Origin of the sequence: Novosphingobium sp. ZW T3_23 (assembly GCF_044987305.1) — a bacterium.
Lineage (GTDB): Bacteria > Pseudomonadota > Alphaproteobacteria > Sphingomonadales > Sphingomonadaceae > Novosphingobium.
The window spans coordinates 1-26,188 of the sequence record NZ_JBJDRF010000043.1 but is presented as its reverse complement, the minus strand read 5'-3'; the positions used below and the strand labels follow the sequence as shown (position 1 = coordinate 26,188).

22 protein-coding genes and 3 pseudogenes are annotated in these 26,188 nt (G+C 60.8%); 10 read left to right on the top strand and 15 right to left on the bottom strand.

The window, feature by feature from the left end; genetic code table 11:
* Nucleotides 1-253: 253 nt before the first annotated feature.
* From ACI3K3_RS18765 to ACI3K3_RS18755, 3 genes are read left to right on the top strand one after another with little or no spacing between them, the layout of a single operon-like run.
* Complete coding sequence (locus tag ACI3K3_RS18765) at nucleotides 254-478, top strand: hypothetical protein (RefSeq protein ID WP_404916407.1); 225 nt, start codon at nucleotides 254-256, stop codon at nucleotides 476-478.
* Nucleotides 475-699 carry a hypothetical protein gene (locus tag ACI3K3_RS18760; RefSeq protein WP_404916405.1) on the top strand — a complete coding sequence of 75 codons (225 nt, stop codon included), beginning with the start codon at nucleotides 475-477 and terminating at the stop codon, nucleotides 697-699. The genes ACI3K3_RS18765 and ACI3K3_RS18760 overlap by 4 nt, the downstream gene beginning before the upstream one ends.
* Nucleotides 700-756: 57 nt before the next feature.
* Nucleotides 757-1,212, top strand: a complete 456-nt coding sequence (locus ACI3K3_RS18755) for a hypothetical protein (RefSeq protein ID WP_404916403.1) — start codon at nucleotides 757-759, stop codon at nucleotides 1,210-1,212.
* An 826-nt stretch (nucleotides 1,213-2,038) separates the two neighbouring features.
* Here the strand turns inward: ACI3K3_RS18755 and ACI3K3_RS18750 are convergent.
* Entirely contained in the window at nucleotides 2,039-2,164 is a 126-nt protein-coding gene (locus ACI3K3_RS18750; RefSeq protein ID WP_404916401.1) for a hypothetical protein, read from the bottom strand.
* Between the two features lie 167 nt (nucleotides 2,165-2,331).
* On the opposite strand from ACI3K3_RS18750, the gene ACI3K3_RS18745 reads away from it, so the two are divergent.
* Nucleotides 2,332-2,475, top strand: coding sequence for a hypothetical protein (locus tag ACI3K3_RS18745; protein ID WP_404916399.1), 144 nt, complete (start codon nucleotides 2,332-2,334; stop codon nucleotides 2,473-2,475).
* 169 nt (nucleotides 2,476-2,644) lie between these two features.
* Here the strand turns inward: ACI3K3_RS18745 and ACI3K3_RS18740 are convergent, their stop codons facing one another.
* From ACI3K3_RS18740 to ACI3K3_RS18715, 6 genes are all read right to left on the bottom strand, one after another.
* Nucleotides 2,645-2,851: a hypothetical protein gene (locus ACI3K3_RS18740; RefSeq protein ID WP_404916397.1), complete on the bottom strand. Its 207-nt coding sequence runs from the start codon at nucleotides 2,849-2,851 to the stop codon at nucleotides 2,645-2,647.
* A 234-nt stretch (nucleotides 2,852-3,085) separates the two neighbouring features.
* Nucleotides 3,086-6,472: a PAS domain S-box protein gene (locus ACI3K3_RS18735; protein WP_404916395.1), complete on the bottom strand. Its 3,387-nt coding sequence runs from the start codon at nucleotides 6,470-6,472 to the stop codon at nucleotides 3,086-3,088.
* Between the two features lies 1 nt (nucleotide 6,473).
* The gene (locus ACI3K3_RS18730; protein ID WP_404916393.1) at nucleotides 6,474-7,985 is read right to left on the bottom strand and encodes an ATPase domain-containing protein; all 1,512 of its coding nucleotides are present in this window, start codon (nucleotides 7,983-7,985) and stop codon (nucleotides 6,474-6,476) included.
* 455 nt (nucleotides 7,986-8,440) lie between these two features.
* A complete protein-coding gene (locus ACI3K3_RS18725; RefSeq protein WP_404916391.1) occupies nucleotides 8,441-8,884 on the bottom strand; it encodes an ATP-binding protein in 444 nt (147 codons plus the stop codon).
* 721 nt (nucleotides 8,885-9,605) lie between these two features.
* On the bottom strand, nucleotides 9,606-11,171 hold the full coding sequence (locus tag ACI3K3_RS18720) for a sulfatase (RefSeq protein ID WP_404916389.1): 1,566 nt from the start codon (nucleotides 11,169-11,171) through the stop codon (nucleotides 9,606-9,608).
* A gap of 12 nt (nucleotides 11,172-11,183) precedes the next feature.
* Nucleotides 11,184-13,991, bottom strand: a complete 2,808-nt coding sequence (locus tag ACI3K3_RS18715) for a TonB-dependent receptor (RefSeq protein WP_404916387.1) — start codon at nucleotides 13,989-13,991, stop codon at nucleotides 11,184-11,186.
* 294 nt (nucleotides 13,992-14,285) lie between these two features.
* Between ACI3K3_RS18715 and ACI3K3_RS18710 the strand changes: the two genes are divergently transcribed.
* The gene (locus tag ACI3K3_RS18710; protein ID WP_404916385.1) at nucleotides 14,286-14,645 is read left to right on the top strand and encodes an SDR family oxidoreductase; all 360 of its coding nucleotides are present in this window, start codon (nucleotides 14,286-14,288) and stop codon (nucleotides 14,643-14,645) included.
* Nucleotides 14,646-14,949: 304 nt separating this feature from the next.
* Here the strand turns inward: ACI3K3_RS18710 and ACI3K3_RS18705 are convergent.
* Nucleotides 14,950-15,931 (bottom strand): annotated as a pseudogene (locus ACI3K3_RS18705) (SDR family oxidoreductase).
* A gap of 170 nt (nucleotides 15,932-16,101) precedes the next feature.
* On the opposite strand from ACI3K3_RS18705, the gene ACI3K3_RS18700 reads away from it, so the two are divergent.
* Nucleotides 16,102-17,217, top strand: a complete 1,116-nt coding sequence (locus tag ACI3K3_RS18700; RefSeq protein WP_404916383.1) for a Gfo/Idh/MocA family protein — start codon at nucleotides 16,102-16,104, stop codon at nucleotides 17,215-17,217.
* Between the two features lie 11 nt (nucleotides 17,218-17,228).
* Entirely contained in the window at nucleotides 17,229-19,046 is a 1,818-nt protein-coding gene (locus tag ACI3K3_RS18695) for a glycoside hydrolase family 15 protein (protein ID WP_404916433.1), read from the top strand.
* 41 nt (nucleotides 19,047-19,087) lie between these two features.
* Here the strand turns inward: ACI3K3_RS18695 and ACI3K3_RS18690 are convergent, their stop codons facing one another.
* The gene (locus ACI3K3_RS18690; RefSeq protein WP_404916381.1) at nucleotides 19,088-19,309 is read right to left on the bottom strand and encodes a DUF6766 family protein; all 222 of its coding nucleotides are present in this window, start codon (nucleotides 19,307-19,309) and stop codon (nucleotides 19,088-19,090) included.
* 266 nt (nucleotides 19,310-19,575) lie between these two features.
* A complete protein-coding gene (locus tag ACI3K3_RS18685; protein WP_404916379.1) occupies nucleotides 19,576-19,956 on the bottom strand; it encodes a winged helix-turn-helix transcriptional regulator in 381 nt (126 codons plus the stop codon).
* Between the two features lie 91 nt (nucleotides 19,957-20,047).
* Between ACI3K3_RS18685 and ACI3K3_RS18680 the strand changes: the two genes are divergently transcribed.
* Entirely contained in the window at nucleotides 20,048-21,109 is a 1,062-nt protein-coding gene (locus ACI3K3_RS18680) for an SDR family oxidoreductase (RefSeq protein WP_404916377.1), read from the top strand.
* A 179-nt stretch (nucleotides 21,110-21,288) separates the two neighbouring features.
* Nucleotides 21,289-21,600, top strand: coding sequence for a hypothetical protein (locus tag ACI3K3_RS18675; RefSeq protein ID WP_404916375.1), 312 nt, complete (start codon nucleotides 21,289-21,291; stop codon nucleotides 21,598-21,600).
* A 6-nt stretch (nucleotides 21,601-21,606) separates the two neighbouring features.
* On the opposite strand, the gene amyA is transcribed toward ACI3K3_RS18675, so the two are convergent.
* The 5 genes and pseudogenes from amyA to ACI3K3_RS18650 form a co-directional block, all read right to left on the bottom strand.
* Entirely contained in the window at nucleotides 21,607-23,094 is a 1,488-nt protein-coding gene (amyA, locus tag ACI3K3_RS18670; RefSeq protein ID WP_404916370.1) for an alpha-amylase, read from the bottom strand.
* 83 nt (nucleotides 23,095-23,177) lie between these two features.
* A complete protein-coding gene (locus ACI3K3_RS18665; protein WP_404916368.1) occupies nucleotides 23,178-23,759 on the bottom strand; it encodes a DUF4142 domain-containing protein in 582 nt (193 codons plus the stop codon).
* Nucleotides 23,760-23,953: 194 nt separating this feature from the next.
* Nucleotides 23,954-24,092: pseudogene (locus ACI3K3_RS18660) on the bottom strand (DUF2256 domain-containing protein); the annotation flags it as partial.
* Nucleotides 24,093-24,130: 38 nt separating this feature from the next.
* Nucleotides 24,131-24,577 (bottom strand): response regulator, encoded by a 447-nt coding sequence (locus tag ACI3K3_RS18655; protein WP_404916366.1) that lies wholly within the window; start codon nucleotides 24,575-24,577, stop codon nucleotides 24,131-24,133.
* Nucleotides 24,574-25,767 (bottom strand): PAS domain-containing protein, encoded by a 1,194-nt coding sequence (locus tag ACI3K3_RS18650; protein ID WP_404916364.1) that lies wholly within the window; start codon nucleotides 25,765-25,767, stop codon nucleotides 24,574-24,576. Before ACI3K3_RS18650 ends, ACI3K3_RS18655 begins: the two co-directional genes overlap by 4 nt.
* A gap of 146 nt (nucleotides 25,768-25,913) precedes the next feature.
* Between ACI3K3_RS18650 and ACI3K3_RS18645 the strand changes: the two are divergent.
* Nucleotides 25,914-26,188: pseudogene (locus ACI3K3_RS18645) on the top strand (histone deacetylase); the annotation flags it as partial.

Sequence of the window (26,188 nt, the reverse complement as noted above, 5' to 3'; positions counted from 1 at the left end):
AGTGACTGTAACGACCTGTTCTGGTCGCCAGCTGCCGGAGCGACGGACCGTCCGTACCTGGGGACCGAGAATTGAGGACTGAGCGGATGAGAATGGCCAGCGCAAAAGCCGTGAAAATTTCACTCGGAATTGAGACGCGTCCCATTGAAGAATAAGATTCTGCTCCTACATAAGTGCAATCGCTGGCAAACAAAATTAAGCACCGGCGACTGAGAGACCATAGTGCTCCCGCTTATTAGAAGGGAGCATTGCCATGGATCTCAATCACCAGTACTTCGAGCACCAATTATCGCTAATGCGTGCAGGCGCTGCCAGAACGCGTCTTGCAAAAACGCGGCACATCGCCGCAGCTGGCGTCACGGCGAACCGGATCAGCAACCATCAATCCGACATTGGAGCAGACGCTGCGGTCGGGTGGAGCAGAAGCGCGCACAACGTTGATTTGTGGATTAATCGCGATTTTACGATCGCATCATGAGCCGTCTGCTTAACATCGATCTCCCGCAGGCAGACGTCGAGCGGCAATGCGCCGAGCACCACGTGTCAATCAGTGCAATCGAGCCTCTGCCAGGCGGCGGCACTCATCTTGTCTGCGTCAGGCCGGAGGGGGCCGAGGAGATGCGTCAGCTTTTCTCGGCAAAGCTGATCGTCGGCATCGTCCAGCGTTATCCCTTTTATCGCGCGCGAGGGCCTTGGTGATGACGAACAGGACCCTTTCCGGCGCTTTCCCGTGACCCTTGCGGAGTTTGATTTGCCATGATCCATCCTGCGCTGCGATTCTCTGTCAGCTCCAACGGCGACCAATGGTATCTGGCCCGCGGAGACGGCCCTGACAAAACCACGGTGGTGCATGAAGCGAACCGCTCATCAGGCGGCACCGTCACGAGCACTTCGATCGAGGACTTCCTGCGTATCAATCTGGAAGCGCCTGAACGGCAGGACTTCGTGAGGCTGGTCGCTGATTTACTCAGCAGCGCGCTTGATGACCGAAAGGCGCGCAAGGATATTCTGCTGATACAGCTTCGGGATGCAACCGAAGAAGACGCGGCGGATGCCTTACTCGGCGCAAAAGTGCACTTGCCGCTGACAACGCCTTACGAAGCCCTGGAATTTTTCAACTGCATGGTGGACGTGGTGACAGGTCAACGCGCCATTGAGGTAGGGGAAGATGCCCATCGCATCCGTCCCGGTTTCGGCAGCACTCACGGGTAGCCTCGGCAAGTTGGATACCACAGAACCCGGCAAATTCTGACATCGCCACAGACGGATGATTGCTGCACATTCTGTTCCAATTCAATGTGTATCCATCATTAGGAGGCCTGATTAGCCACCTAACCTCTCGAGTGTCCGTCCCGAGAATGTAGAGTGGTGCACTGAACGGCGACGAGAATGAGCGATCAATGGACCGGCAGCCGTTCACCGGACGAAGGACTGGTTCCGGTGTCAATGCACATTCCAGCACCCGTACCGGCACGGTCAGGTCCGGTCGAATGCCGCGAAATAGCTTACCGGTCGGAACCAGCGTTCGAATGTCGGCTCGGGAATGCTGGCAAGAGGTCGGGTGCAAGAAGCGGCATCTGCCGCTCATCTAGCTGATCGTGGCTTTTCGTATCGCTCATTCGCGTTGCGTAGGTAAAACACTCAACGATGCGGGCTGAAAACACTACCCAACCATCAATCAGACCATCCTGCGCTATCAAGGCGCGAAACCGTCGAAACGTCGCACAGATGTAGATAGGAATCGTCGAAGTCGCCCTGTTTCACGAGCCCCAGATCAAGGATTTCGACCCGCCCGCTCCGCACGCGCGCCAAGCTATCCTCACCAAGCTCAAGGAGCACGCAATTGACGTGGACATTTGTCAGCCGGTCGCATCGCGGATGTGGGTCTGCGTCGCAGGAAAGTCGAAACGCTGGCCATTGCACCCGGTTGCTGCATAACGCAGCGCAAGTTTACACAGGAGATGGGCGATCCGCTGCCGCGCCGAGGCACGGCCAAGATTAAGCCACCGGTTTTAACGCCGGAGACGCCATAAAGGCGTCACTCCAGATCCATGCCGCCGATCTCGTATGGAACCGGCCATGCTAATCCCGAGGGATCGAACCGCACGATCATGTCGCGCACTGTGGAACGAGCAAGGTCAGTCAGCCGGGCGATCTCGCGCATCGGGACAGTAGCCTCCCGATGCATTCTCATTACTTCGCGCACATGGGCATCTCGGCCTCCTCGTTGGCATCTCCATCCTCCTGCTGCTGTGCTGATAGGATGGAACCAACAATCGGGTTTCTCATTCCCTCCCGGGTGGCCGGGAATTACTCGGAATGGTGGCCGGAATGGCTCCGGAATCCGCACGCCGGATCAGCGCCCAGAGCGAATTCCCGCTGGCGCTGATCTCGACAGAGAGCGCGCTGCAATCGAACCTCGCGATCGTCCTGCCAGACTTCTTCGCGAGCGAGCGGGGTAGAGCGAGCACATAGGGACTTGCGGGAAGGGACACAGCCTTGACCTTGCTAGCCGCCATCGATCAAGGCCCCCTCGATCAGCGGGGCTGAGCCAATCAAGGGCGGTTGGCCCCCGTCTTTCGCTTGAAAGGGCGTGGTGGCCGGCAACTCCGGCGAAGTGCGGCCTCATGCTCGTCCAGAGCTGTCAGTCGCCGACACTCACAACCGCCGCATCAGGTTTGAGCAGCGCCTTGAGGATCGAGATCGCTTCATCGAGATGGCGAGGCCATATCTGGTTGACCGTCGCCGGGGCCAAGACCTGATCGCCGTCGGCATTCGCGCTAGCAGCGCGTCCTGCGAGCACTCGCGCGATCCACTCGATTGCAGGGGTGTTCGCCGTGTCGTCTGCCATCACTACGAACCCTTCAGTCAGGCTGCAGGGTTCGCGTTAGCGAAGCGAGATCGAAGAACCGGCAGCCAACTGAGTAATCGCCGGCCGCAGCTTTTCTTGCCTATCACACAACCCACATGTTGGCGAAGAAACACTAGCTTCCACAGGGAGGTATCATCCGATTAGCGCGGTCGCCATCATAGGTTAGGCAGTTCTTGCGCGGGGATGCGCCTGTGAGGACGCGAATGCGCGTAGTCAGAGTGCCCCCTTGACCGAACTCAGAAGCGCCTCGGCAAGTTCGTCCTTGCGGAATGGTTTCGTCAGTCTTGGACAATCTGCATCGATGCCTTCAAGTTCGGCATAACCCGACACGAGGAGGACGGGGAGCTTAGGGTGGGAGTCCTGCACATGTCGGGCGAGTTCTGTCCCCGTCATGCCCGGCATCAAATGATCCGTTACCACAACCTCAATCGGCCGCCCCTCGGCAAGAACCTTTACCGCCTCTTCGGCGGACCCTGCCTCGATGACGGTATAACCGAGGTCCGATAGCATGTCGGCCGTGCTCATCCGAACCAGATCCTCGTCGTCGACGAGAAGCGCCACGCCTCGGCGCGCGTCATGGTCGGTTTCCATGCGGGGGACGGGCGCCTCTTTAACAGACACCTTGCTGACAGGGAGCCACAGCTCGACATTGGTCCCGACGCCCTGCACGCTTTGGATGGTCATGGCCCCGCCAAGCTGAGACACCAAGCCATGCACCGACGAGAGGCCCAGTCCAGTGCCCTTGCCAATCCCCTTCGTCGAAAAGAACGGCTCTATCGCTCGCGCAATCGTTTCATGATCCATGCCAATGCCCGTGTCGGCCACCGACAATCTGACGTAGGCGCCGGACGTCAAACGCGACCGATGTGCACCAGCAATGGTCTCGGTAGTCGCTGAGATTCGCAATGTGCCCCCGTCGGGCATCGCGTCTCGCGCGTTCACGGCCAGGTTCAGAAGCGACATCTCGAGTTGATTGGGATCGGCTTTAGCGGGCGGCAGATCTTCGGCCGCTTCGACGACGACCTTGATCTGTGGTCCCGTCGTGCTTTCGATAAGGCCGCCCATGCCATGGATGAGCTTCGCAATGTCAACGGCGACCGCCTGGAGTGGCTGGCGCCGGGCGAAGGCCAGGAGGCGCTGCACCAGAACTCGCGCCCGCTCGGCCGACTGCATGGCGCCAACAATAAGTCGCTGCTCACGTTCGGTGCCGACGCCCTTGCGATGAAGCATGTCGAGGGAGCCGACAATGGGAGTGAGCAGATTGTTGAAATCATGCGCGACGCCGCCCGTCAGCTGGCCCATCGCTTCCATTTTCTGGCTTTGACGCAAGGCCTCGTGAGCTAGCTCGCGTTCCGCAATCGCATTGGCGACCCGAATCTCGAGCGTCACGTTAAGGTCGCGGAGCTTCTCCTCCGCAGCTTTCCGTGCGGTGATGTCGAGTACGGTGCCGGCAACCCTAAGGCATCGGCCGGAGGCGTCGAAGACGCCGCGCCCCTTCGCGGCGATCCAGCGCTCGGCGCCGTCTTCCCGGCCGATCGTACGATAATCTACATCATAGAGCGCGCGGACTGCTGGATCTGCGGCGGCCAGATAGGCCGCAGTGGTCGCCGCGCGATCGTCGGGGTGCAGCCCGTCGTAGAAATCCTGTAAGGTAACAGGGACCTCAGGTGAGATGCCGAACATCCCCTTTGTGCGAGGCGGCCAGATCAGCCGATCGTTAACAACATCGACGTCCCAGAAGCCGACCTCGGCATTCTCCACAGCGAGACGCAGCCGCTCCTCGCTGTCGCGAAGTCGCGCTTCTGCGCCGACCCGCTCGACATGCGCCCAGCAGCGCTCGACGACCTCCCGGACGAGGGCGATCTCGCCGTCCGTCCAGTCGCGGGCACGATCGTGATGGACCGCCATCATCGCCGCGAGCCGCCCCTCCTTGATGAGCGGGCAACAGATGATCGCCTCTACACCTATCGCGGCGAACATCTCTCGTCCTTGGCCGGGCTGGAGCTCCGCGACGACATCGCGCACGATCAGGGTGTCGCCCGATCGCATGTCGGCGGCAGCGCGGGGTCCGAAAAGATCGAGACTGTAGGCTCCTGCGGAACTCTCGATGCCGGGGGCGGTGTAGTCGCTGCGGATCCAGAAACGATCCGTGTCCGCGCCCACATCGGCATATGCGCAGCGCGACACTGCAAGCTTTTCACCCAGCAGCCGGGTGGCGGCCCGCATCGCTTCCGACGCATCCGCGGCTCTGAACAACCGCTCTTCCATTTCACCGAAAAAGCGCAGCCGCGCTTCGCTTTCGCGTAAGGCGGCGTCCGCCTCATGCTCAGCAGTGCGGTCGCGGAAAATCTTAACGTAACCACCGTCGCCACCGGCCAGCGGCATCGTCAGCCCCGAACCCCAGAACCGGCTGCCGTCGCGGCGGAGATGCCAGCGCTCGTTGACCGCGCGCCCCTGCCTCGCGGCCCGATCCATCTCCTGCTCCGGCGCATGGTTCGCCCGGTCCTCGGGCGTGAAGAAGAGCGCCCCTGGCTGCCCTAACGCCTCGCCAGGGCTGTGCCCCACGAGCCGCTCGGCCCCGCTGTTCCATCCTCGGATCACGCCGCCGGGGTCGAGCGTCACGATGGCAAAGTCCTCGGCGCCTTCCACGATCTGGCGGTAGCGCGCTTCACTTGAGCGGAGATTGGCTTCAGCCCGCGCACGCGCGATCACGATGCCCGCGGTGCGAACGACGAAGTCGACAATCGCGAGATCCGCCGCGACCGGCTCGCGCGGTTCCCGATGATACATTGCAAAGGTGCCGAGGACCTCGCCCTGGACAGACCTGATCGGAAGCGACCAGCAGGCGCGAAGCCCGTGCCCGATCGCGAGATCGCGGAAATCGGCCCACAAAGGATCGGATGCGATGTCCGCGACGAAGACCGGCTTGTTTCGATAGACCGCAGTACCGCAGGATCCCACGGCCGCTCCGACCGCTATTCCGTCGATGGCGTCGTTATAGGCATCCGGCAGGCTCGGCCCGGCTCCATGACGCAGGTGCCTACCGTCCTCGGTGACCAGTAGGATCGACGCCATGATCCCCGAAGTCGAAAGAGCTTCTACCTCGAGGACGATCGCATTCAGCGTTGCTTCGAGGGGGGCCTCCTGGACGGCAAGTTCAAGAATATGGTTCTGCGCTGCACTAAGCGCAGCTGCATCCCTGACCTCAAATTGACGAGCGCGCGCTTTCAGGGACGAGCGGATTGCGCCGAGCATCGCTTCGGCGTGCAACGGCCGCTCCAGCAAGACGACGTTGCCGAGTTCGGCGAGCCGCTGGGTTGCGGTAACCGATCGGGGCGAGCGAGAGCCGTTGGCCAGAACCACGAACGGAATGTCCGACCACGTTGGCTGATTCGAAACCCATGACGCCAGGGCCGAAGAGCCCGTCATCACGAGGGCCTCTTCGGTGAGGAGGATGGCGCCGGCGCCGTTGCCGAGTTCGTCGACAAGCTCCGTTTGATCCGAGCAGATTTGAGACGGTATCGCGTTGCGATTGAGCAGTTCGGCGGCGATCGTGGCGTCCCGGCCACGCGGTGCGAGGATCAGTACCGGGGTCTTCATCCTACCCGCGCGGCGCTTCGGGGTCCATCTGGCCAGCCATCAACATCTTTCCTTCGCCCGAGAATTTCGGCACCCCGGTCAACACGCCCTGGAAGTTCCGAAGCGGTTCGCCGAGCTGCAACCCATTAGTGTCTATCTGAAACTCCCGGATCGTGCGTTCGTGCCGGGCCGTTCGCGTCTTAATGACGGATATGGCCTGACGGACCTCGCCATGCGCCTCGAAATAGCGAAGCTGGAGGACTGTATCGGAAAGATAGCTCAGGTCGACATCCGAACGGATGTCGCCCATTATGCCATGCAGGCCGAGGATGAGCAGGCTCACCACGCCCTTCTGGCCAAGGAAACTCAGCATCTCGTGCATCTGAAGTACCAGGAACTGCTCGTTTGGCATGGCCTGAAGGTAGGCGTTGAGACTGTCGATCACGACGATGGCCGCGCCGAGGTCCTCGACTGCGGATTGGACCGCAGTACTGAATTGACCAGGAGATATCTCCGCAGGATCGATCGAGCGCAGTTGCAATTGCCCGTTTTTGATATAGGGCCTGAGATCCATGCCAAGCGCGGCGCTACGCGCGATTAGGGTCGGGGGGCGCTCATCGAACAGGAAATAGGCGGCCCTCTCGCCACGCTGTAGCGCCGCCACGATGCATTGGACGGATGTGGTCGTCTTGCCAACACCGGCCGGTCCTGTCAGGAGTGTGGCGGTGCCTGGCACCAGGCCGCCGCCGAGCAGAGCATCCAGTTCTGGCGATCCGGTCGTGACAGCATCCCCGCAGTCTTCGGTGTCATGATCGAGCGCGACGAGACGCGGGAAGACGCGCAAGCCACCGCGCTCGATCTCAAAATCATGATAGCCGCCCCGGAAGGGCTTTTCCCGCATCTTCACGATATTGAGGCGCCTCCGCTGCCCGCCGAAAGTCGCCAGCGACTGGCTGAGAGAGATCACGCCATGCGCGATGCTATGCAGCTGCAGATCGCCGCCGGAGCTTCCCTGATCATCAAGAAGAAGGACAGTGCACTGACGTGTCGAGAAATAGTGCTTGAGCGCCAGGATCTGGCGTCGGTAGCGGATCGGGCTCTGAGAGAGCAGGCGCAATTCGGACAGGCTGTCGAGGACCACCCGCGCCGGTCGGAATTCCTCGACCTTCGCCATGATGTTGCGAACCGTCTCTCCGAGCTCAACCTCGCTGGGATGCAACAGCGTCTGCTCCTGATCCTCGTTGAAGCCGTCTGCCGGGACCATTTCGAACAATTCCAAGACGTCCAGCGACCAGCCATGGGCCTTACCAACCGCGCGCAGTTCCACCTCCGTCTCAGCCAGGGTAATGTAGAGTCCGGCTTCCCCCGCCTGCGCCCCCGCAAGCAAAAAGCCAAGTCCAAGCGTGGTCTTGCCTGTGCCAGGCGTCCCTTCGACGAGATACATGCGATGGGGCGTCAGGCCGCCAAACAATATATTATCGAGGCCTGAAATTCCGGTGGAAGCTAACATAGGTTGCGAAATATTCGGCGACATCTTTTTCCCCGGCGGTCAACGGCAGGCGCCTGAAAGGTTCAGTTGCCGCTTATGAGACCGACTGCGCTCATAATTGTTCCACGTCCACTGCCTTCGATGCGACCGGAGTGATTAACAGCACCCATCTCACCCGCCGCACCCCCGATCTGTGCGCGCTTAAGTGGGCTTCGCGCCGTTCTCGGCGCGTTCACACCAAGACGATGGTGCCGTGAAAAATCGACCAGGCATCTCCTTGGCCATTCTCTTATGGCTGAATCAGTCACCTGCAGAATGCCGTTGGCGCTTGAGGGGAACTCACCAGGGCATTGCCAGCCGGCGAATTAGGGTAAGCATCCGCCGGCGTCGACGTCTTCATCTGTCCGTAGCTGGCTTTGACACCCGGCGAACCTGCTGGACGGAAGCCACGCTGAAAAGCGCGGGGCTAACGCAGGCACGCGCAGTTCGAACACTTTCGTTCAGGGTTGCGGTAGGATGAATATGCCGCCAATCGATCCCATCAATTTTTTCGCGATCCTCATTCCCAAACCACTTTCGCCCGGCTCGGGCATGGGAAGCCCATCATCATCGACGAGGATGACGGCCTCTCCGCCACGCTTCTCCGTTATCGACACCCGAATATGCCCAGACATGCCCTCTTCGAAGGCATGCTTGATCGCATTGGTCGCAAGTTCGTTCACCACGAGCGCAATAGTAGTGATGTAGGTCTCGGGCAGGCCGGTCACGTCCATAACCTCCAGGGACACCGCGATCGAGCGCGGCTCTTTCTGCGCCCGCAACGCATCGCACACCTGGCCTAGCGCAATTTCAAGGCTCGCTGGGCTGCCTTGATTCAGAGCCCGCCGCGCATTGGCGAGGATCGAGACGCGCTCCATGGCATCCGCGAGCGAAGTAGCCGGCATGATCCGGTCCAGTCGCGGCCGGATACTCATCCTCGATCGCGAGTAGTTGGAAGAACTGGCGGGTGACGGTTATGGGCGACCGGAAGCCGAGTTTCGAAAGCTAATCGCTCCCTTTGGCAAGGACGAGCCGCGGGTGACGGCGAGCGCCTGAATCCTGTGAGAAGCGGCGCAACTGACCGAATCCGCACCGATTCTCATACTTTGCATAGACTACTTGGGATTGCACATGATGGCACGCGGTTAGAAACCTCGACTCTTCTGGTGAAGATCAATCAAGAGTCCGAATCCCTCCCGCACCGCCGATTTGGTTTGTCGCCGGCTTCGCCAGCAATCTTTGCATGGACACATCGACAGGCTGAACGTGCTGAGCCTGCTCGCCGCGTCGGCGTTGGCTTTTGGTATGAGAGACGTTGACAGGGCGATGAGCGAACGACCGAAGGTGCGTCGCGACCTGCTCGCAAAGCGGAACTTCCACGACTGGAACGAAGAACGTGGCGCCGAACGGCCGCAAATGTGAAGGTTTGCCGCGGCCGGCCGCCCGTTCGTGAACGAATTTCGCTATCCGGGCACATGGCAGTGTCGCGCAGGCGCTTGCGGACGTTCCCAAATCAGGAACCAAGATTGGGAACCTGCCATCGACTGGCCGAGGGTCGGACCCTGGCAGCAACAGCTACGGATCTCGGCACAACGATGGCAGGCCGCCTAATTCTTCTGATTGTCTTCAGGCGCCGCGCTTCTTCTGCGGCAGGAAGAACGACGGTGGGAACGGTGCCTGCCCCGAACCTGACGGACTGCGCAATTCGTTACGCCCTCCCGCATCCGCGCTGAGAGGTATCTGCATGCCACCGGTCTCTTCCAGAAGCGCAAACAGCTTGTGGCTCATCCGTTCGGCCAGCGCCTCGTGCCCTGGCCGGGCAAGGAGGTTGTCGTTCTCGTGAGGGTCGGCGGTTAGGTCGTAGAGTTCGTCCAGATCCCAGATGCCGTGGAAGTGGACGTATTTGTAGCGATCCTCGCGAACGGCATGAACGGTGGGCGTCTGCGGGAAATTGCGTTCCCAATAGTATTCGTAGAGCAATTCCTGACGCCACGGCGCGTTCCTGTCGCGCGCCAGGGGAAGAACGTTGGAACCGGCCATGTAGGAAGGCGCCTCAAGTCCAGCAGCGGCCAGGATGGTTGGGGCGATGTCGATGTTCGCCACGACGTTCTCCACCGTGCTGCCGGCATCGAACAGGGATGGGCACCGTGCCAGCAAGGGGACGCGCATCGATTCCTCATAGGCGGTGCGCTTGTCGATCAATCCATGCTCGCCGAACATGAAGCCGTTGTCGCCCATGTAGATGATCAGCGTATCATCAAGTTCACCGCGCTTCTCGAGCAGGTCCATGATGCGCGCGATGCCCTCGTCGACGGCCAGCAGCGTTTCCATGTAGCGCTTGTAGTAATCGGCGATATCCAGGTCGCCGTGGTAGGCATAGTCAACCCCATGCCAGCTGTTGCGCTGATTTTCGACCCACATCGGCCTACCCGGCGCACCGGCCTTCATGTTCTCGGGATAGCGGAAAATCTCCTTGTCGTAGCGGCCCTTGTGACGCTCCGCAGGCAGGAATTCGGCATGAACCGCCTTGTGCGCGAGGTGCATCATCCAGGGCCTGGACGGATCGCGCTTGTCGATCCAGTCGATCGCGTAGTCGGTCAGTTCGTCGGTGATGTAGCCCTTCTGCGGCACCTTGCGGCCATCGACGTTCAGACCATTCTGGCTGGGCAGGTAGGTCCCCTGACCCTTGAAGCTTACCCAGTGATCGAAGCCCGGCTGCGGATCGTCACCTTCGGTTCCCATGTGCCACTTGCCGATGAAGGCCGTGTCGTAGCCGGCCTTCTGCAGGAACTGCGGATAGAAGATCAGGTCGGACGGGATCGGGTGGTTGTTGTCGACGACCTTGTGCTGGTGGGCATAGAGGCCGGTCAGGATCGAGGCGCGGGAAGGAGAACACAGCGCCGTCGTGACGAAAGCATTGCGGAAGTGCGCCCCTTCGCGCGCCAGACGGTCGAGCGTTGGCGTCTCACCAAAATCCTGAGCTTTCATGAAGCCCATTGCGTCGTAGCGATGATCGTCGGTGAGGATGAACAGGATGTTCTTCGGCTTCACGCCAGGACGGCGCTTTAGGCGGAGGTCCTGCGTGGAGGGGTTTACACCCGCCGTCTTGGCGCCCGCTGCCCACGAGTAGAGCCCAAACGCACCGCCGGTGCCTCCCAGCAATATGCCGCGGCGATCGAAGCTGTCAGCCATGTCGTGTCTCCCTTAGAAAGTCATGCGCACGCCGCCGAACAGGCGCCGTCCGGAATCGAGGTAGTTCGCGGGCAGTCCCGTGGTGTATTCCACGATCTCGTCGCGATCGAGCAGGTTCACCGCTTCAAGCACGATCGACGCTTGCGGGGTCACCCGGAAACTGACGCTGGCATCCAGTGTGCCAAAAGCCCGGTTTATCCGGCCCATGACCGGGGCTGTAGCCGCCGAGGCGAGATACTTGCTGCGCCAAGAGTAAGACAGGCGCGCTGCCACCGGCCCCTTCTCGTAGTAGCCGATCAGGTTGTAATTGTGCTTTGAGGCGGCCGTAAGCTGGTTCGGATCGCTGTTGTCGATGAAGGTGTAGTTGGCGATCACGCCCAGGCCGTCGAGTGGACCAGGCAGCCAGGTGAAGGCCTGCTGGAAGTAGAGTTCGATACCCTTCAGATCGACGCCTGATCCATTGACTAACTGGCTGACGGTGAAATCGGTCTGGATCGTCGTCGTGCCCGTCGTGCGGATGTAGGAGACGGGCAGCGACTGGATGCTGATTTCGCGCCTGATCAGGCTTTCGAGGTTCTTGTAGAAAACGGAGGCGCCGACCAGAGCGTCCTGGCCGAAGTAGTATTCCACCGTGGCATCTACGTTGTTGGCGCGGAATGGATCGAGATAGGGATTGTTCCGGGTAACGGTCAGGCCGTTGCCGTTGGCCGTGGTGGTGGGAGATATGTCCCCCAGGTTCGGCCGCGTGATCGTGCGCGAGGCGGAGAAGCGCAGTTGCAGCTTGTCGGTCGCCTCGAACTTCAGGTTCACGCTCGGCAGGAAGTCCCAATAGGAACGCTTGACCACAAGCGGGGCCGCGGCGGGGACACGCGTGGTCATGCCCGTTTCAACCTCCACGGTGATGCCGTTGAGATCGGGACTTACGCCCGAAGTGGTCTGGCTGGTCCGTACCGCCCGCAGGCCAATGTTGCCGGTCAGCTTGCCGAAAGCCAGATCCGCCCGCCCATAGAGGGCCAGGGTCTTCTCCTGGACGTCGAGAATCCCGGTAGCGTCGTTGGTGTACGTGCCCGCCGCGATCAGCTGCTCCTTGCTGAAGTTCTTCACGAATCCCCTGGCGTCGGAGCCCAGCCAGGATTGCGGAAACGAAGCGTCGCCGTCGTAGCTGCCCAGGAACGAACCGGAGCCCGGCCGGATCGGGATCATAAAGGGCGCCGCGCTATAAGATCCTGCCAGCGGCCCTGCCGGAAGACCGCCATAAAGCTGTGAAACCCCGGCGGCGGCGATCGTCAGGGTCTTGTTGTCGGCATAGACCGCGCGGTCGCTGTACTTAACACCTGCCCGAAGCGAGGTCACGCCCCGGTCGCCAAGGTCGCGGCGAACGTCCAGTTTGACGTCCCGGAGCCGGTCACTTGTTACGCGATCGAGTTCGCCGTTGAGGCTGAGCAGGCGGAAGTTGTTCGGATCGAGTTTGCGAGCGTCGAAGCCGTCGAGATAGGTGATGCTAGGGATTGAGTCTCCGGGTTGGGCCACGACGCGCACGGTACCGGTGATGCTGTCGGCGATGTTGAGCGTGTTGCGAACCTGACGGGAACGCTGCTCGGATCCGTCGAGGACGATGGTCCAGCCGTCGCTCTCGAACTTGCCGCCGAGCACGAAGGAGCGGATATAGCCGTTGCGGTCTTGATAGCGCCCGCCGTCGCGCAGATCGATATTGCTGACGGTGAAGTCGGTCGCCGTTTCCACTCCGTCCAGGATCTGGGTCTTTGATGCAATCACACCGCCGGATCCTGCGAAGTTCTGCCAATTTTCCTGGCGTACCGCCTCTACCTTGACCCGGGTGTAGAAGGCGTCGGCATAGAGTTCGAGTTGGTCGCTCGGCCGGAATTGCACCGAAGCGATGCCGCTGAGGCGCCGGTTTCGCTCAGTGAACATGTCGTGGATGATGAGCCCGGGGATGCGCACCAGACGGCCTGGATCGATGCGGCCGTCCCCGTTGAGATCGTCGGCGCCCCCGCCGAGTGGTACGCCCTGCCCTTCGGTAACGGTGTTCCAACCGGTCTCGACCTGATGGGTTTGTGGGCGACGCTCGGTGTAGGATCCTCCAAGCGTGACACCCAGCCTCCCGTCCAGAAAGCTGTCGGCGAACAAGCCGGAAAGCCTGGGAGAAACCTTACCGGAATTGCTCTCATGTTCCGCTTGCGCCGAGAGCGTCAGCACTCGGCGGCCGATGTCCAGCGCGCGCGGCGTGCGAACGTTTACGGTGCCTGACAGGCCGCCATCCTCGAGATCGGCGGTGGGAGATTTGTAAACCTCCAGCGTGCGCACGAACTCCGGCGGCAACGCCGAAAAATCGAAGGACCGCGAGAACCCCGCGAAAAGATCATTCAGCGCGTTCGGCACGCTGCGCCCATTTAGCGCGACCAGCGTGAAAGTATCGGGAAGCCCGCGAATGTTGACGCTGCGCCCTTCGCCGCGCGTTCGGTTGATCTGCACGCCGCTGATACGCTGAACCGATTCCGCAACGTTGACGTCCGGGTAGCGGCCGATGTCTTCCGAACTTATGACATCAACGATGCTGTCTGCGTCGCGCTTGATCCGGACGGCCTGTTCGATACCGCTGCGAATTCCAGTGACGACGATGTCCTGGCCCGGGTCGTCGTCCGCGACGGGCAGCGTTTGCGCCGATCCCTGAGGTTGTCCGACCCGTTCGTCAATTGTCGCGGCGTTTGCATCGGGGGAGGCGAACAGCAGTCCCGAGGCTGCCACGCCGATCAGCCACCGCGATTGCTGGACCGATTTCGAGGCGGCGTGATTGTGCATGGAACGAGCGCCGGAAGAGACAGGCGATCGCCTGGATGTTGCAGGCACTGAACAGCGCCCGGCGCGGGGACCCGCGACGACTAAGAGAGACATGGCTATCCTTTGCACGCACCATGACTCCAAGGCTGGAGTCTTCGGTCAGTTGAGCGGAAGGGGGGGTGTCTGACGCTGTCGCCTCGACAGGGCCACAGATATCGCAGGAAAATTTCAACTCACCACAGGAAATCTTGTTCTGCGAGAAGCGGTTCTTCCACTTCACGGCGGATTAGGGACCAGGGCGTTTCCCATCGACTGATGGCACCGGGTGGCTCGATCATCCTGGCTGGATCGACGACGGGCGTCATGGGAACGCCAGCGTTCAGCGTCTATTCGGCGAGCAAGGCGGCGGTGCGCAATCTCGCGCGGAGCTGGGCGCAGGATCTGCGCGGCACCGGCATCCGGGTGAACGTGCTGCCGCCTGGGCCGACGCTGACCGAGCTCGCGAGCGCTGCGGTCGGCAGAAAGGCGATGATCGAGATGAGAGCTGGTACGCCGATCGGCCATGTCGGGGATCCGTCTGAGATTCGCGCGCTCGCGGCCTTCCTCGCAATGTCGGACAGCAGCTTCATGACCGGCAGTGAAGTGTTCGCCGATGGCGGGCTCGCGCAGATCTGAGCGGCGTTTCGCTCTTCCATTCGATCTCATCACTCCGATAAGTCGGCCGCCGAAAAGTCGTACCTGCGGCCTTGAGACGAGCGACGGGTTTCGGCTGAGACGCGTCGCTCGTCATTATGTTTGCTTATGGCAGCTTCTTGTCTCGTTCATCGCTTTTGGTCCCAACCAAACAGCTCTCTCACGGCGTTCAGACCATGATTTGTTGAACCTGGCTGCGCACGCTCCGATGCCCATCAGGTTGCCTGGGTTTCAAGGGGCAGCCAAAGGGACCACTTAGGCGAAGTTTGTTGCCGCAGGGTAGCGATCATGGATTACCCTTACCGCCGTGAGCGCCGACCACCGTTCCAGTCGAGTAGCTAGCCTGATCCGCGGCGAGGGTGACAAATAGCGTGGCCAGTTCCGCAGGCTGACCAGCGCGGCCGAGGGGCGTGTCCTGCCCGAATTCTCCCATTTTCCCTGGCAGTTGTCCGCCCGCGACCTGTAGCGGAATCCAGATCGGACCCTGGGATACGGCGTTCACGCGGATGCCTTTCTTTGCCAGCTGCTTCGCCATGCCCTTGGTGAGATTGAGGATTGCAGCCTTGGTGGAGGCGTAATCTGTCAGTTCCTCGCCCGGGTCATAGGCGTTGACCGACACCGTGTTTATGATGACGGCGCCGGGCGGCATCGCTGCCTTGCTGAAACGGAACACGTGATAGACATTGGTTTCGTATGTGCGCACGAACTGATCGTCCGAGATGTCCATGATGTCCGCCTTGCTTTGCTGGTAAGCCGCATTGTTGACGAGGATGTCGATGCCGCCGAGTTCAGCGATCGCTTGGCGCACAGTTTGTTCACAAGCGGCCCGCGTGCAAATGTCGGGGGCAACGCTACTGCCTTTCGTCCCGCCTTGCGGATGAGATCGACCACTTCATGTGCGTCGGGTTCTTCCGAAGGATGATAATTGATAGCGACGTCAGCCCCTTGCCGCGCGAACGCAATGGCGGCCGCACGGCCGATCCCGCTGTTGCCACCGGTGATCAATGCTTTGCGACCCGTAAGCCTGCCCGATCCCTCGTAGCTCGTCTCGCCATGGTCGGGCCTGGGTCCATCCTGCCGGCGAGCGCCGGCCAGGGCTGGCGCTGCTCGGCGAACGGTTCACGCCGGTACTTGGTGCGCGGGTCGCTGAGGCTCGGGGCTCTACTGCCGCTTACCTTTGCGATGCCCGGCATCGAGGTTCCGGCGGTGGTCAGTCCCAGCGCCGCGCTACCCAGTATAGCCCGACGCGAAGTTGGAAAATTGCTCATCGTGTTCTGCTCCGGTGGTTGTTCTGCAACGCAGCGAGGCTGGAATGCATTCGCCGCATGACGCATTCCTCGAAAATAGCCGACCTGGGCTCTGTTCATTGTGCACCGCAACCAATGGCGCAGAGGCAGCGTTAGCCTCTGATACCTCTCCCGCAGCACAGGATTTTGTCATGTTCGGAAGCAAAGAAAAGGTGCGCTATGCCGTGGTCGGCGGCGGTCAGATCTCGCAGCAAGCGTTCATGCCCGGCATCGCCCGCACCCACAACTCTGTACTCACCGCACTGGTAACAGGCGACCCGGTCAAGGCAGAAGACCTCGCCAAGGCTTACGGTATCAAAGCCTGGTCATATGACGACTATGGGGCTCTGCTGAATTCCGGAGAAATCGACGCAGTTTACATCGCAACCCCAAATGCCCTGCACACACCTTACGTCATCGCGGCGCTTGAAGCGGGCATCCACGTTTTGCTGGAGAAGCCCGCGGCGGCCAGCCTGGCCGACGCGGAACAGATCCTTGCTCTGCAGCAACGCTCGAAGGCCAAGCTGATGATCGCCTATCGTCTGCACCACGAGCCCGGGACCGTCGAAATGGTCACACGCGCGCACAACGGCGATTTCGGCGACCTGCGGGCTTTCACCGCGACATTCGCGCAGAACGTGGCCGAGGCAAACTCACGCGGGCACAACGGGTATTGGGGCGGGCCCGTCCCGGACATGGGTACTTACCCGCTTAATGCCGTGCGCAACCTCTTCGGGGAAGAGCCGGTCTGGGTGCATGCGATCGGTACGAAGACGCCGGGCCGAGGGTTCAATTTCGACGACACCGTCGCCGTGACGCTGCGCTTCCCCGGCGATCGTCTGGCGCAGTTCACCGTCAGCTATGCCACCGCGCCCGCAGAACGGTTCACGCTGATCGGCACCAAAGCCACGATCGAAGCCTCGCCCTGTTTCATGTTCGGTCCCAAGGTCGGCATCTCCTACACCGAGACCACAGCCGAAGGCAGCAAGGTCCACAAGTTCGACCCGGTCGAGCAGTTCGGCAACGAGACCCAGTATTTCTCCGATTGCATCCTTCAGGATCGTCAGCCTGAAGCCGACGCCGAGGAAGGCTATCTCGACATGCGCGTTCTCGATGCGGTCGAGCGTTCGCTTCAAACAGGCGATGCGGTTACGCTGGAGCCGCGCAGCCGGGATCGCCGGATCGACGCGGATCAGGCTCTGCATTTGAAGCCCGCTAAGGAACCGACCAAAGAAAAGCTGATCAGCGTCGTTCCGCAGTCGGCCTGACCGTGGCTCATCTGCTGGAAAAGGTGCGGGCCGCCGCTCGCGGTCGTGGACAAGTGGAGCTTCGCCAGGACGGGTATCTCGCGCTGGAACAGTATGGTGCCCTGGGCGACGGCCGGACCGTCGCCCTTTCGGGTTCCGACGGCTCGATAGACTGGTGGTGTGTGCCCAATCTGGATTCACCTCCGCTGTTCGACAGGCTGTTGGACCCTGAGGAAGGTGGCCGCTTTTCGATCACCCCGGCCGAACCTTTCGAAACGGAGCGTCGCTATCTTCCCGACAGCAACGTCCTGGAAACCGTATTCACGACGATGTCCGGCCGCGCGAAGCTGACGGAGTCCATCAACAGCGGCACGGCAGGGCGGCTGCCTTGGGCTGAACTGGCCCGGCGGATCGATGGTATCGAGGGAAGCATGCGTTTCGACGTGGAGATGCGACCGGGTCGGCGCGGGCATGCCGCCAGCCCCTATCAGTCGCAGATCGGGCGTCACGCGGTTTTCCATGTCGGCGACGTACTGGGTCTTCTGCTTCATTCTGGCGGCGTTGACGTAAGCCGCAGTGACGACTCGGTAATCGGCGCTTTCGACGTTGTAGCGGGCCAGCGCGAGATCATAGCGGTAATCGCCGGCGAAGGTGAGCCGCTGGTTGTGCCGCCTATTGCGGAGATCGATGAGCGGATCGACATCTCCGATGCGGAATGGCGCGTATGGGCGCAGCGTATCGACCACAATGGTCCACACCGGCCGGCCTTCATCCGCAGCGTTCTGGCCCTGAAACTGTTACTGTTCTCGCCTTCGGGCGCTATCGCCGCAGCGGCTACCACCTCTCTTCCCGAGGGTCCGGGTGGCGGCAAGAACTACGACTATCGCTATGCATGGATCCGCGACGCCGGCTACACGATCAAGGCATACCTGGCCGCCGGCGCGCAACCTGAAGCCAAGGCGGCTTTCACCTGGCTGCTGAAAAGGCTGGACCAGCATGGCTACCGCGTCTGCTATACCTTGGGCGGCGAGATCGTGCCCCAAGTGAGGGAGATCGACGTTCCTGGCTATCGCCGGTCGGAACTTGTGCGGGTCGGCAATGTGGCGACGGATCAAATCCAGCACGGCGTGTACGGGGACATTTTTGAAACCGCCGCGCGGTTCGTGGACTGCGGAAACGTGCTCGATCCCTCCAGCGCCGAAACGCTCTCCCATCTTGCAGATCAATGCGCGGATAGCTGGCGCCGGAAGGATTCCGGCATCTGGGAGCTTGAAGACCTGCAGCATTACACAATGTCCAAGGTAAGCTGCTGGCAGGCGCTCGCCCGGGCCGTGAATCTGGCCGATGCCGGCCAGCTTCCCACCACCTGCCGCGATCGGTGGTCGCGCGAACGCGACCGCATTGCCGAGTGGATCACCGGAAACTGCTGGTCGGAAAAGCTTGGAGCCTACGTGCTTCATCCCGGTTCCGATCGCCTGGACGCCTCACTCGCGCTCATGGTCCGGTTCGGGTTCGATGGAGACTCCCGGATGGAGCAAACGATCGATGCCATCGACCGGGAGCTTGGCCGGGGAGCCTGGCATTACCGCTATAGCGGGGCAGAGGAGGAAGAAGGCTGCTTCCTCGCATGCACCTTCTGGATCATCGAAGCTCATCTCCTGCTGGGTCGACGCGAACAGGCCGAGGCGATGCTCGCCCGACTGGATCCGACCATCCAGCGCGGCCTGGGCGTTCTTTCCGAGATGGTCGATCCGGATACCGCAACTTATCTCGGCAATCTGCCGCAGGGGCTTTCGCACCTCGCCCACATCATGGCGCTCGATACATTGAGCGCGCAAAGCAAGTGCTGAGGCGGCCAAGGTCGCCCCAGCAAGTCCGGGACCAAAAAGCATTAGGAACGGGGCCGCCAGAACAATTCCCAAAGACCGTACGAAAAGGTGCTGCCGAACCGGGCTTGAGTGCAGGATTGCTGGCGCGCTGGTGCGCCGGGATCCTCCGATCCGGCTGAACCGCGCTGGATGAGGGGGGCAGTGAAGACGAGATAGGTCGCGATCTGCAGAAGCTCGCCTTCCCAATTCACGAAGACGCTCGAGAGAAATTCCGGACTTGCCATAGGCTAAAGGGCTTATGATCGGCTGCAGTGACGCCGCGCATATTCGATCGGGACGGCCAGCCTGGGAGGCATTGGCCAAGCATCGAGCCGGCAAACAGCAGCGAGACAACTAAGGTAAATCCGTTAACTTCGAAAAGCGCTGTGCTCTGGAAACGCTGGAAATATACGTCGTTCATGGAAGCCGCGCTTAACATCCGCGCACAGCAGGATAGGTCATTGGGTCTATGCGAAGGGCGGATCAGTTCAGCGTAGATTTCTGGAGTAAGCTAGGAACGCCGTGAGCTGGCGCGGGGAACCAGCAGGTCCAGCGCGTCTGCATTCTCTCTGCCCCAACCATACAGCAGTTCGACCGGCTCGACGAAGCGTCGACCGAGATCCGTCAGGTGATATTCCACCATCGGCGGAATGGCGCTCTGAACATGCCGGCTGATCAACCCGCTCGCCTCCATATCTCGCACCGTCTGCGTCAGCATCTTCTTTGAAATTCCCGGTAGACTACGCAGCAACACGCCAGTGCGCGCTCTCCCGCCGTGACGGGCGTGAAGCGTGTGCAGGACCATGCTGGTCCATTTGGTGGCGAACAATTCCAGCACACGGCGGGGCGCGCAATCCTCCCGCCATTCATCGTCTGCCGTTCCGGGCTTCATGTGGTTACCTTTAGGTGCCTGGGGTCGTGAATGGTGCCGTCTAGACCTCCCGCGCGAGAATGCCTAGCTCGTAGACGGTAAGGAGATACTCATGACGAAAACGGCATTGGTGGTTGGTGCTAGCGGCATCGTCGGCAGCGCGACCGCAGAGCTCTTGGTCGAGCAAGGCTGGGCGGTGCATGGCCTGGCGCGGCGGCCCATCGACCAGGCGGGCGTCCAGCCGGTTGCGGCGGATCTGCAGGATGCCGCCGCGACCGCCGAGGCACTGCGGAACATCGACGCCGACGCTGTATTCCTCACTACCTGGCTCCGGCAGAACAGCGAGGCGGAGAATATCCGCGTCAATTCGGCCATGGTCCGCAATCTGCTGGATGGCTTGCCAAAGCCTAAGGGACCGCGTCACGTCGCGTTGGTTACCGGTCTGAAGCATTATCTCGGGCCGTTCGAATCCTACGGGAAGGGTATGCTGCCGCAGACCCCGTTTCGCGAAGAACAGGGCCGCCTTGACGTCGAGAATTTCTACTATGCGCAGGAAGACGAACTCTTCGCCGCTGCCGCGCGCGATGGGTTCACGTGGAGCGTACACCGTCCGCATACAGTGATCGGCCTGGCGGTGGGCAACGCGATGAACATGGGCACGACGCTGGCAGTCTATGCGACGCTATGCCGCGAGACCGGGCGGCCTTTCACCTTTCCGGGTTCCGCCGCGCAGTGGTCTGGGCTCACTGATATGACCGACGCCGGTCAACTTGCTCGTCACCTGCTGTGGGCGACGGAAACCGAAGCCGCACATGACGAGGCATTCAATGTGGTCAACGGTGACATCTTTCGCTGGCAGTGGATGTGGGCCCGCATCGCCGAATGGTTCGGCATCGAGGCTACGCCGTTCGATGGCACGGTTCGGCCGCTGGAGCAGCAGATGGCCGGCGACGTTGCGCTGTGGCGCGAGATCGCCATCCGCGAGGGGCTGACGGAGCCGGATCTCTCACGGCTTGCGTCACCCTGGCATACCGATGCCGATTTGGGCAGGCCGATCGAGGTCGTGACAGACATGTCCAAGAGCCGGCGTCTTGGTTTCGAAAGATATCAACCGACCCTTGATGCCTTCTTCGCTCTGTTTCAGCGACTTCGCGCTGATCGGCTGATCCCCTGAGCGCGTTGCCGGATCTGGCTCCCAACCTTCTGGCAACAGTCGACCAATTCCGTCACTACTTAAGCCGCCAGTGAACGGCCGATTGCGCCAAAATCCGCAATCCGCTTGAAACCGGGATGACTTGCCCGAGGGGCCAAACGAAATGTTCTCGGGCGATCGCACCGGATGAATATGCAAGGGTGACGGCCATAACCTGCAGTTCGCAGGTCTATGGCGCGCTGGCAGAGCTGCGCCATGTGCACGGCTCCGACCGGGGCGCTATCCTGCGCCCGGCCGTCAATCTTTCGGCGCAAAGGCGCGTCGACGGCGAGGTACGCCTGGCGCGGTGCTGCCTCCTTGCGCATGCCCGGAGCACTACCCTATCGAACTCCACTAGGAACGCGGCCCAGCAGAAAAAAGAGATCGGAAGGGCACAGGGCGTCACCGCCGCTTTCAACGGCATCGTGCGCCAACTGCGCTTTGCCGGACGCTATGATAAGACGTCGCCGTGAACGTGCTCACATCGCGTCGCTCCGGACCCAGACGCTAACACTGCCGCCATTTACCCGCACCTCGAGATTGCCGGCATCGTCTGTAAAAATCTCTTCCTCGCAATGACCAAGATAATCGCGGAAGCCTTGTCCGGCATGCCCTTCGCCCACCGGCACCGTCTTGCGAGCCTCTTCGCCATTCGACAAAATGGTGACACTGCCCTGTTCCTCAGCTGTCCCGGCCCGGATGATCGCGATGCAATGCGGATCATCGAAGATGTCGGTCTGGGCGCCGTGGGCAAACCGCTTGCGCGCTTCGATGAGCTTGGGAAGGCACGGGATCGCCGGCATTTCCACCTCGTGGGTCTCTCCGTCATCGCCGCTATCCCTGTACTTCGCGCCGTAAAGGTCGGGATAGAAGATGCACGGCGTGCCTTGCTCGCGCATCAGAATGAGAGCGTAGGCCAGCGGTTTGAACCATGGTTCAACCGAGGCTTCCATCGCTTGCAGTGGCTGGGTGTCGTGATTGGAGACGAGTGTCACCGCATGATCCGGGATCGAGGCGGTCAGGCTGCCATCGAAGATCGTGCGCAGGTCGAAGCCGCCGCCCGCTTTGGAAGCTTCGTAGAAATGGTGATGCAATGCGACATCGAAAAGCATCAGCTGCTTGTCGACCTGATCGAGATAGCGCTGCAGGACATCCATGTCGGGATGCCAGTATTCCGCAACCACGAACAGCTCGGGGTGCACTGTTTCGCGGACATGACCGACCCAGTCACGAAAGAACCAGGCAGGGATATGCTTGGCGGCATCGAGGCGGAAGCCGGTGCAGGCTACCTGCTCGGGCAGCCAGCGGCCCCAGAATTTGAGCTCCTCGTAGACGGCGTTGTTCCGAAACTCGATATCCGATCCCATAAGGTAATCGAAATTGCCCACTTCATCGTCGACTTCCGCGTTCCATTCGCCAGCGCCATATTCATTGGCGATGCGGAACACGCCGTTCTCGTCCGGGTCCTCGAGATGATCAACGCCGCTGAAGCACTTCATGTCCCAGATGAACTTGGAGTGCTTGCCCTGCCGCCCGGGGAAGGTAAAGCGGGTATAGGCCGAGGCTTCGAAAGCCTCGTCCTCGATCTGGTTACGATCATCCGGGTTCGCCCGGCGCACATGGACCCGCTCGGTCTCGTCAGCCCCCATCTTGTGATTGAAAACGACATCATGGATCACACCGACGCCGGCGTCGGTGAGAGATCGGGTCGCCTTCTGCAGGCTGGCAAGATCACCGTATTTGGTGGCAACAGTTCCTTTCTGGTCAAACTCGCCCAGGTCGAACAGATCGTATGTATCGTAGCCGATCGACGCGGCGCCCGAGGCGCCTTTGTAGGCAGGGGGTAGCCACACATCGGTGACGCCCATCTGCGAGAGGCTTTCGGCCTGATCGGCAACCTCGCTCCAGAGCTTTCCGCCCTCGGGAGTGTACCAGTGGAAAAACTGCAGGAGCGTGCGAGCGAGCATCGAAATTTTTCCTAGCAAGGAGCGTGGACGTGAAAACGCCCGCCGGGGAACAGCGGGCGTTTTCTCTGCCGCGGCAGATCTGCTTAGTTTGCTGCGACCGCCGCCGGTGTCAGGCCACGCGCGGTGGTATAGCCGGTCTCGACCGAGGGGACGGCGAGGGCCGCGACCTGCTTGAGCGCAGGATCGCTGCCGGTCATCGCATAGCCCTTCTGAAGCGCCCACATCGATGGTGAAGCATCGGCCATCTGCGTCAGGTAAAGGTTGTCGAAGCTGGAGTCGCTCTTCTTGAGCAGTTCGAGCGAGGCGGCGTTCTGCGACGACAGCGTCAGCGAAGGCCGGGTGATCTTGCGATCCTTGTTCGACAGCGCCGCGTAGAGGGCATCGCGCTCCTTCTTCGCCGTCATCAGGTCCGCCTTGGCATAGGCCTTCACATCGGCGCGCTCAGCCTTGCGCATGGCCAGCGTCGAAGCGGCAATGCGGTAATTGAGCGCATCGGCGGTCATCTTCACATAGTCGGTTGCCGAGACCTGGGTGCGGGGCTGGACCGAGAAGACGGTCGTCGTTTCGCCGGCGGCATTGGTATGCGCGATGCCCGAAACCGTCTGGGCCATGGCGGCGGGGGAGAGAAGGGTGGCGGCCATAGCCGCAGCAAGCGCATAACGCATTTAGATACTCCGCATCTGTTGTGTAGATGGTGGTAAAAGCATCTTGGAATGCGCAGGTTCCATGAACTAAATAGTCAACATGAAAAATTATCAATCGTATTTCTGTCTGGATCTATTTATAAAAGCGCACGTTGTGATGATTCAAGATTGATAAGCATACCGTCAATTCGGCATCTATGCTTTTTAAATGCGCTTTATCGGCCAACATCGGGGTTCAATGAATTCTTGTTTTTGCGACAGCGATTAGAGCAGGACTTCACCTGCTCCCATTCGCGCTTCCATTTTTCGCCATGCGAAAAGACGACCGCAAGTCAGGCAGGTCTTGGTCGGAAGGTGGCGTTTGTTTTGCGCCGAATGCTACTGGCCCAACCTCACGCCACTGCCCAGCGCTGCTCCAGATGAGGCGATGGAATGAGGCTGGCAGGCATGGGGGAGCTGGGCGGCGGATCGAAGACGCCATTAGCCAGATATCTGAGTGCATGCTTGATGCCGGCATGGGAGAACGGCTTGGCGATGACGCCGTGGGCGCCGGAGAAATCCTCCGGAATCTTGGCGACGTTGGCGGTAACAAAGATGATCAACGCTTCGGGCCAGCGCTTTTGAATGACTTTTGCAACATCTAGACCGTTCGATCCGTTGGTGAGATGGATATCGACGAAGGCGAGCTGGGGATCGATATCGTCGGGCAGGGCCTCGACATCCTTCAGGCCACCGGCTTCGGCCAACACACTGTGGCCGCTGTCTTCGACTATGGCCTCGATGTCCATGGCCAAGAGGATTTCGTCTTCGACTATCAGGACGTTCATGGCGTCGTTCATACTTCCGTCTCACTACGGGGAAAGGTAATCGTCACACAGGTGCCAGGAGCGTTGTCGCCCCATGTCGCTTCAGCCCGGGCCTGACGGGCAAGCCGGGTGATCATCGAAGTGCCGATGCTTTTGGTACGGTGGATTGAGGGAATGCCGGGGCCATCGTCACAAATCCGAATGATCCCGCGGTCGATATTGTGCTCGACATGGACGCTGAGCCGGCCTGATCGGCCGTCGGCGAACGCATGTTTGATGGCATTGGTCAGAATCTCATTGAGGATCAGCCCAAGTGCGGAGGCATGGGCCGCATCCACGAACAAGGGCTGGGTGGTCAGGTCCAGCACGATATCGCTGCGTCCGCTCGCGCCCACTACGTCGGTAGCGAGGCCATGGACGAATGTACCCAGATCGAAGCGCGCCAGGTCGGTCGATTGGTAAAGCTGGCGATGAACGACCGCCAAGGCATCGACACGCTCCAGCATGGAGTCGAGAATTGCCGCGACCCCGGGATCATCGATCGTGCGCACCTGGAGGCGCAGCAAGGAGCCGATCATTGTCAGGTTATTTTTTACCCGGTGATCGACCTCGTGAAGCAGGAGCGTCCTCGCATCGAGTGCAGCGCGCAAATCTGCCGTGCGCCGATCAACCTCGCGTTCTACGAGCAGTTTCTGATCGCTGATGATCTGCTGCGCCTCGATGCGGTCGGAAACGTCCATCTGTGACGCGAAAAAGAAACGGATTACGCCTTTGTCATCGCGTACTGGCGACATGTACAAAGCGTTCCAGAACGTCGAGCCGTCCTTGCGGTAATTTAAGAGGTCGACATCGACATCATGGCCGCTTTCTATCGCCTCGCGGACGCGCGCGACAGCGTCGGCGTTGGTATCCGGTCCTTGAAGGAATCGGCAATTGCGACCGACAATCTCCTCCCGGGTATAGCCGGTGAGTGCTTGGAACGCTTCGTTGCAAAAAACGATCGGATTATCGGCCTTCGCCGGATCAGTAATGACCATCGGCATGCGGGTCGCGCGCACCGCCGCGGCAAACGGGTCCCCGCGTCCATGCTCGTAGCTAAGAATGTCGGTTAGATGCCAGTCGTCACTCTGCTTCAATTTCGCCTCCAGCGAAGGCCAGAGGGCATCGCGCAATTTCTCAAACAGAATATGCCGACGTTGGTTCCCTTGGCGGGTTGCCTTCAAAGCATAACAGGGCACGAGGATAGGAGGCAGATCTCGATCGAGCGCGGTTCGCTTTCCTGGAAGCCTCGCAAGGCAGCCGGCCGCCTGCAACGAGGCGGGTGCAATGCTGCTCGACCTGGTTGCCCAGGCGTTCTACCCGTAAGGCCATGCTTCATGTCGTCCATCATCCTGGCTACGTGGTCGAAACCGAGTGCGCGGGCACTTTTCCGCATGACAAGTATGCGCTGGTCATGCGGATGCTGGGCGAGAGCGGCGCGACGATGACGGTCCACACGCCCGAAGTGATGCCGCGAAAGTGGCTCGAGGCTGTCCACGACCCCATTTATGTCGACGAGGTGATCGGTTGTTCGGTGCCCATGGCCAAGCAGCGGCGGATCGGTTTCGCGATCGACAAGCGCATATCCCGGCGATCACAGCTCTC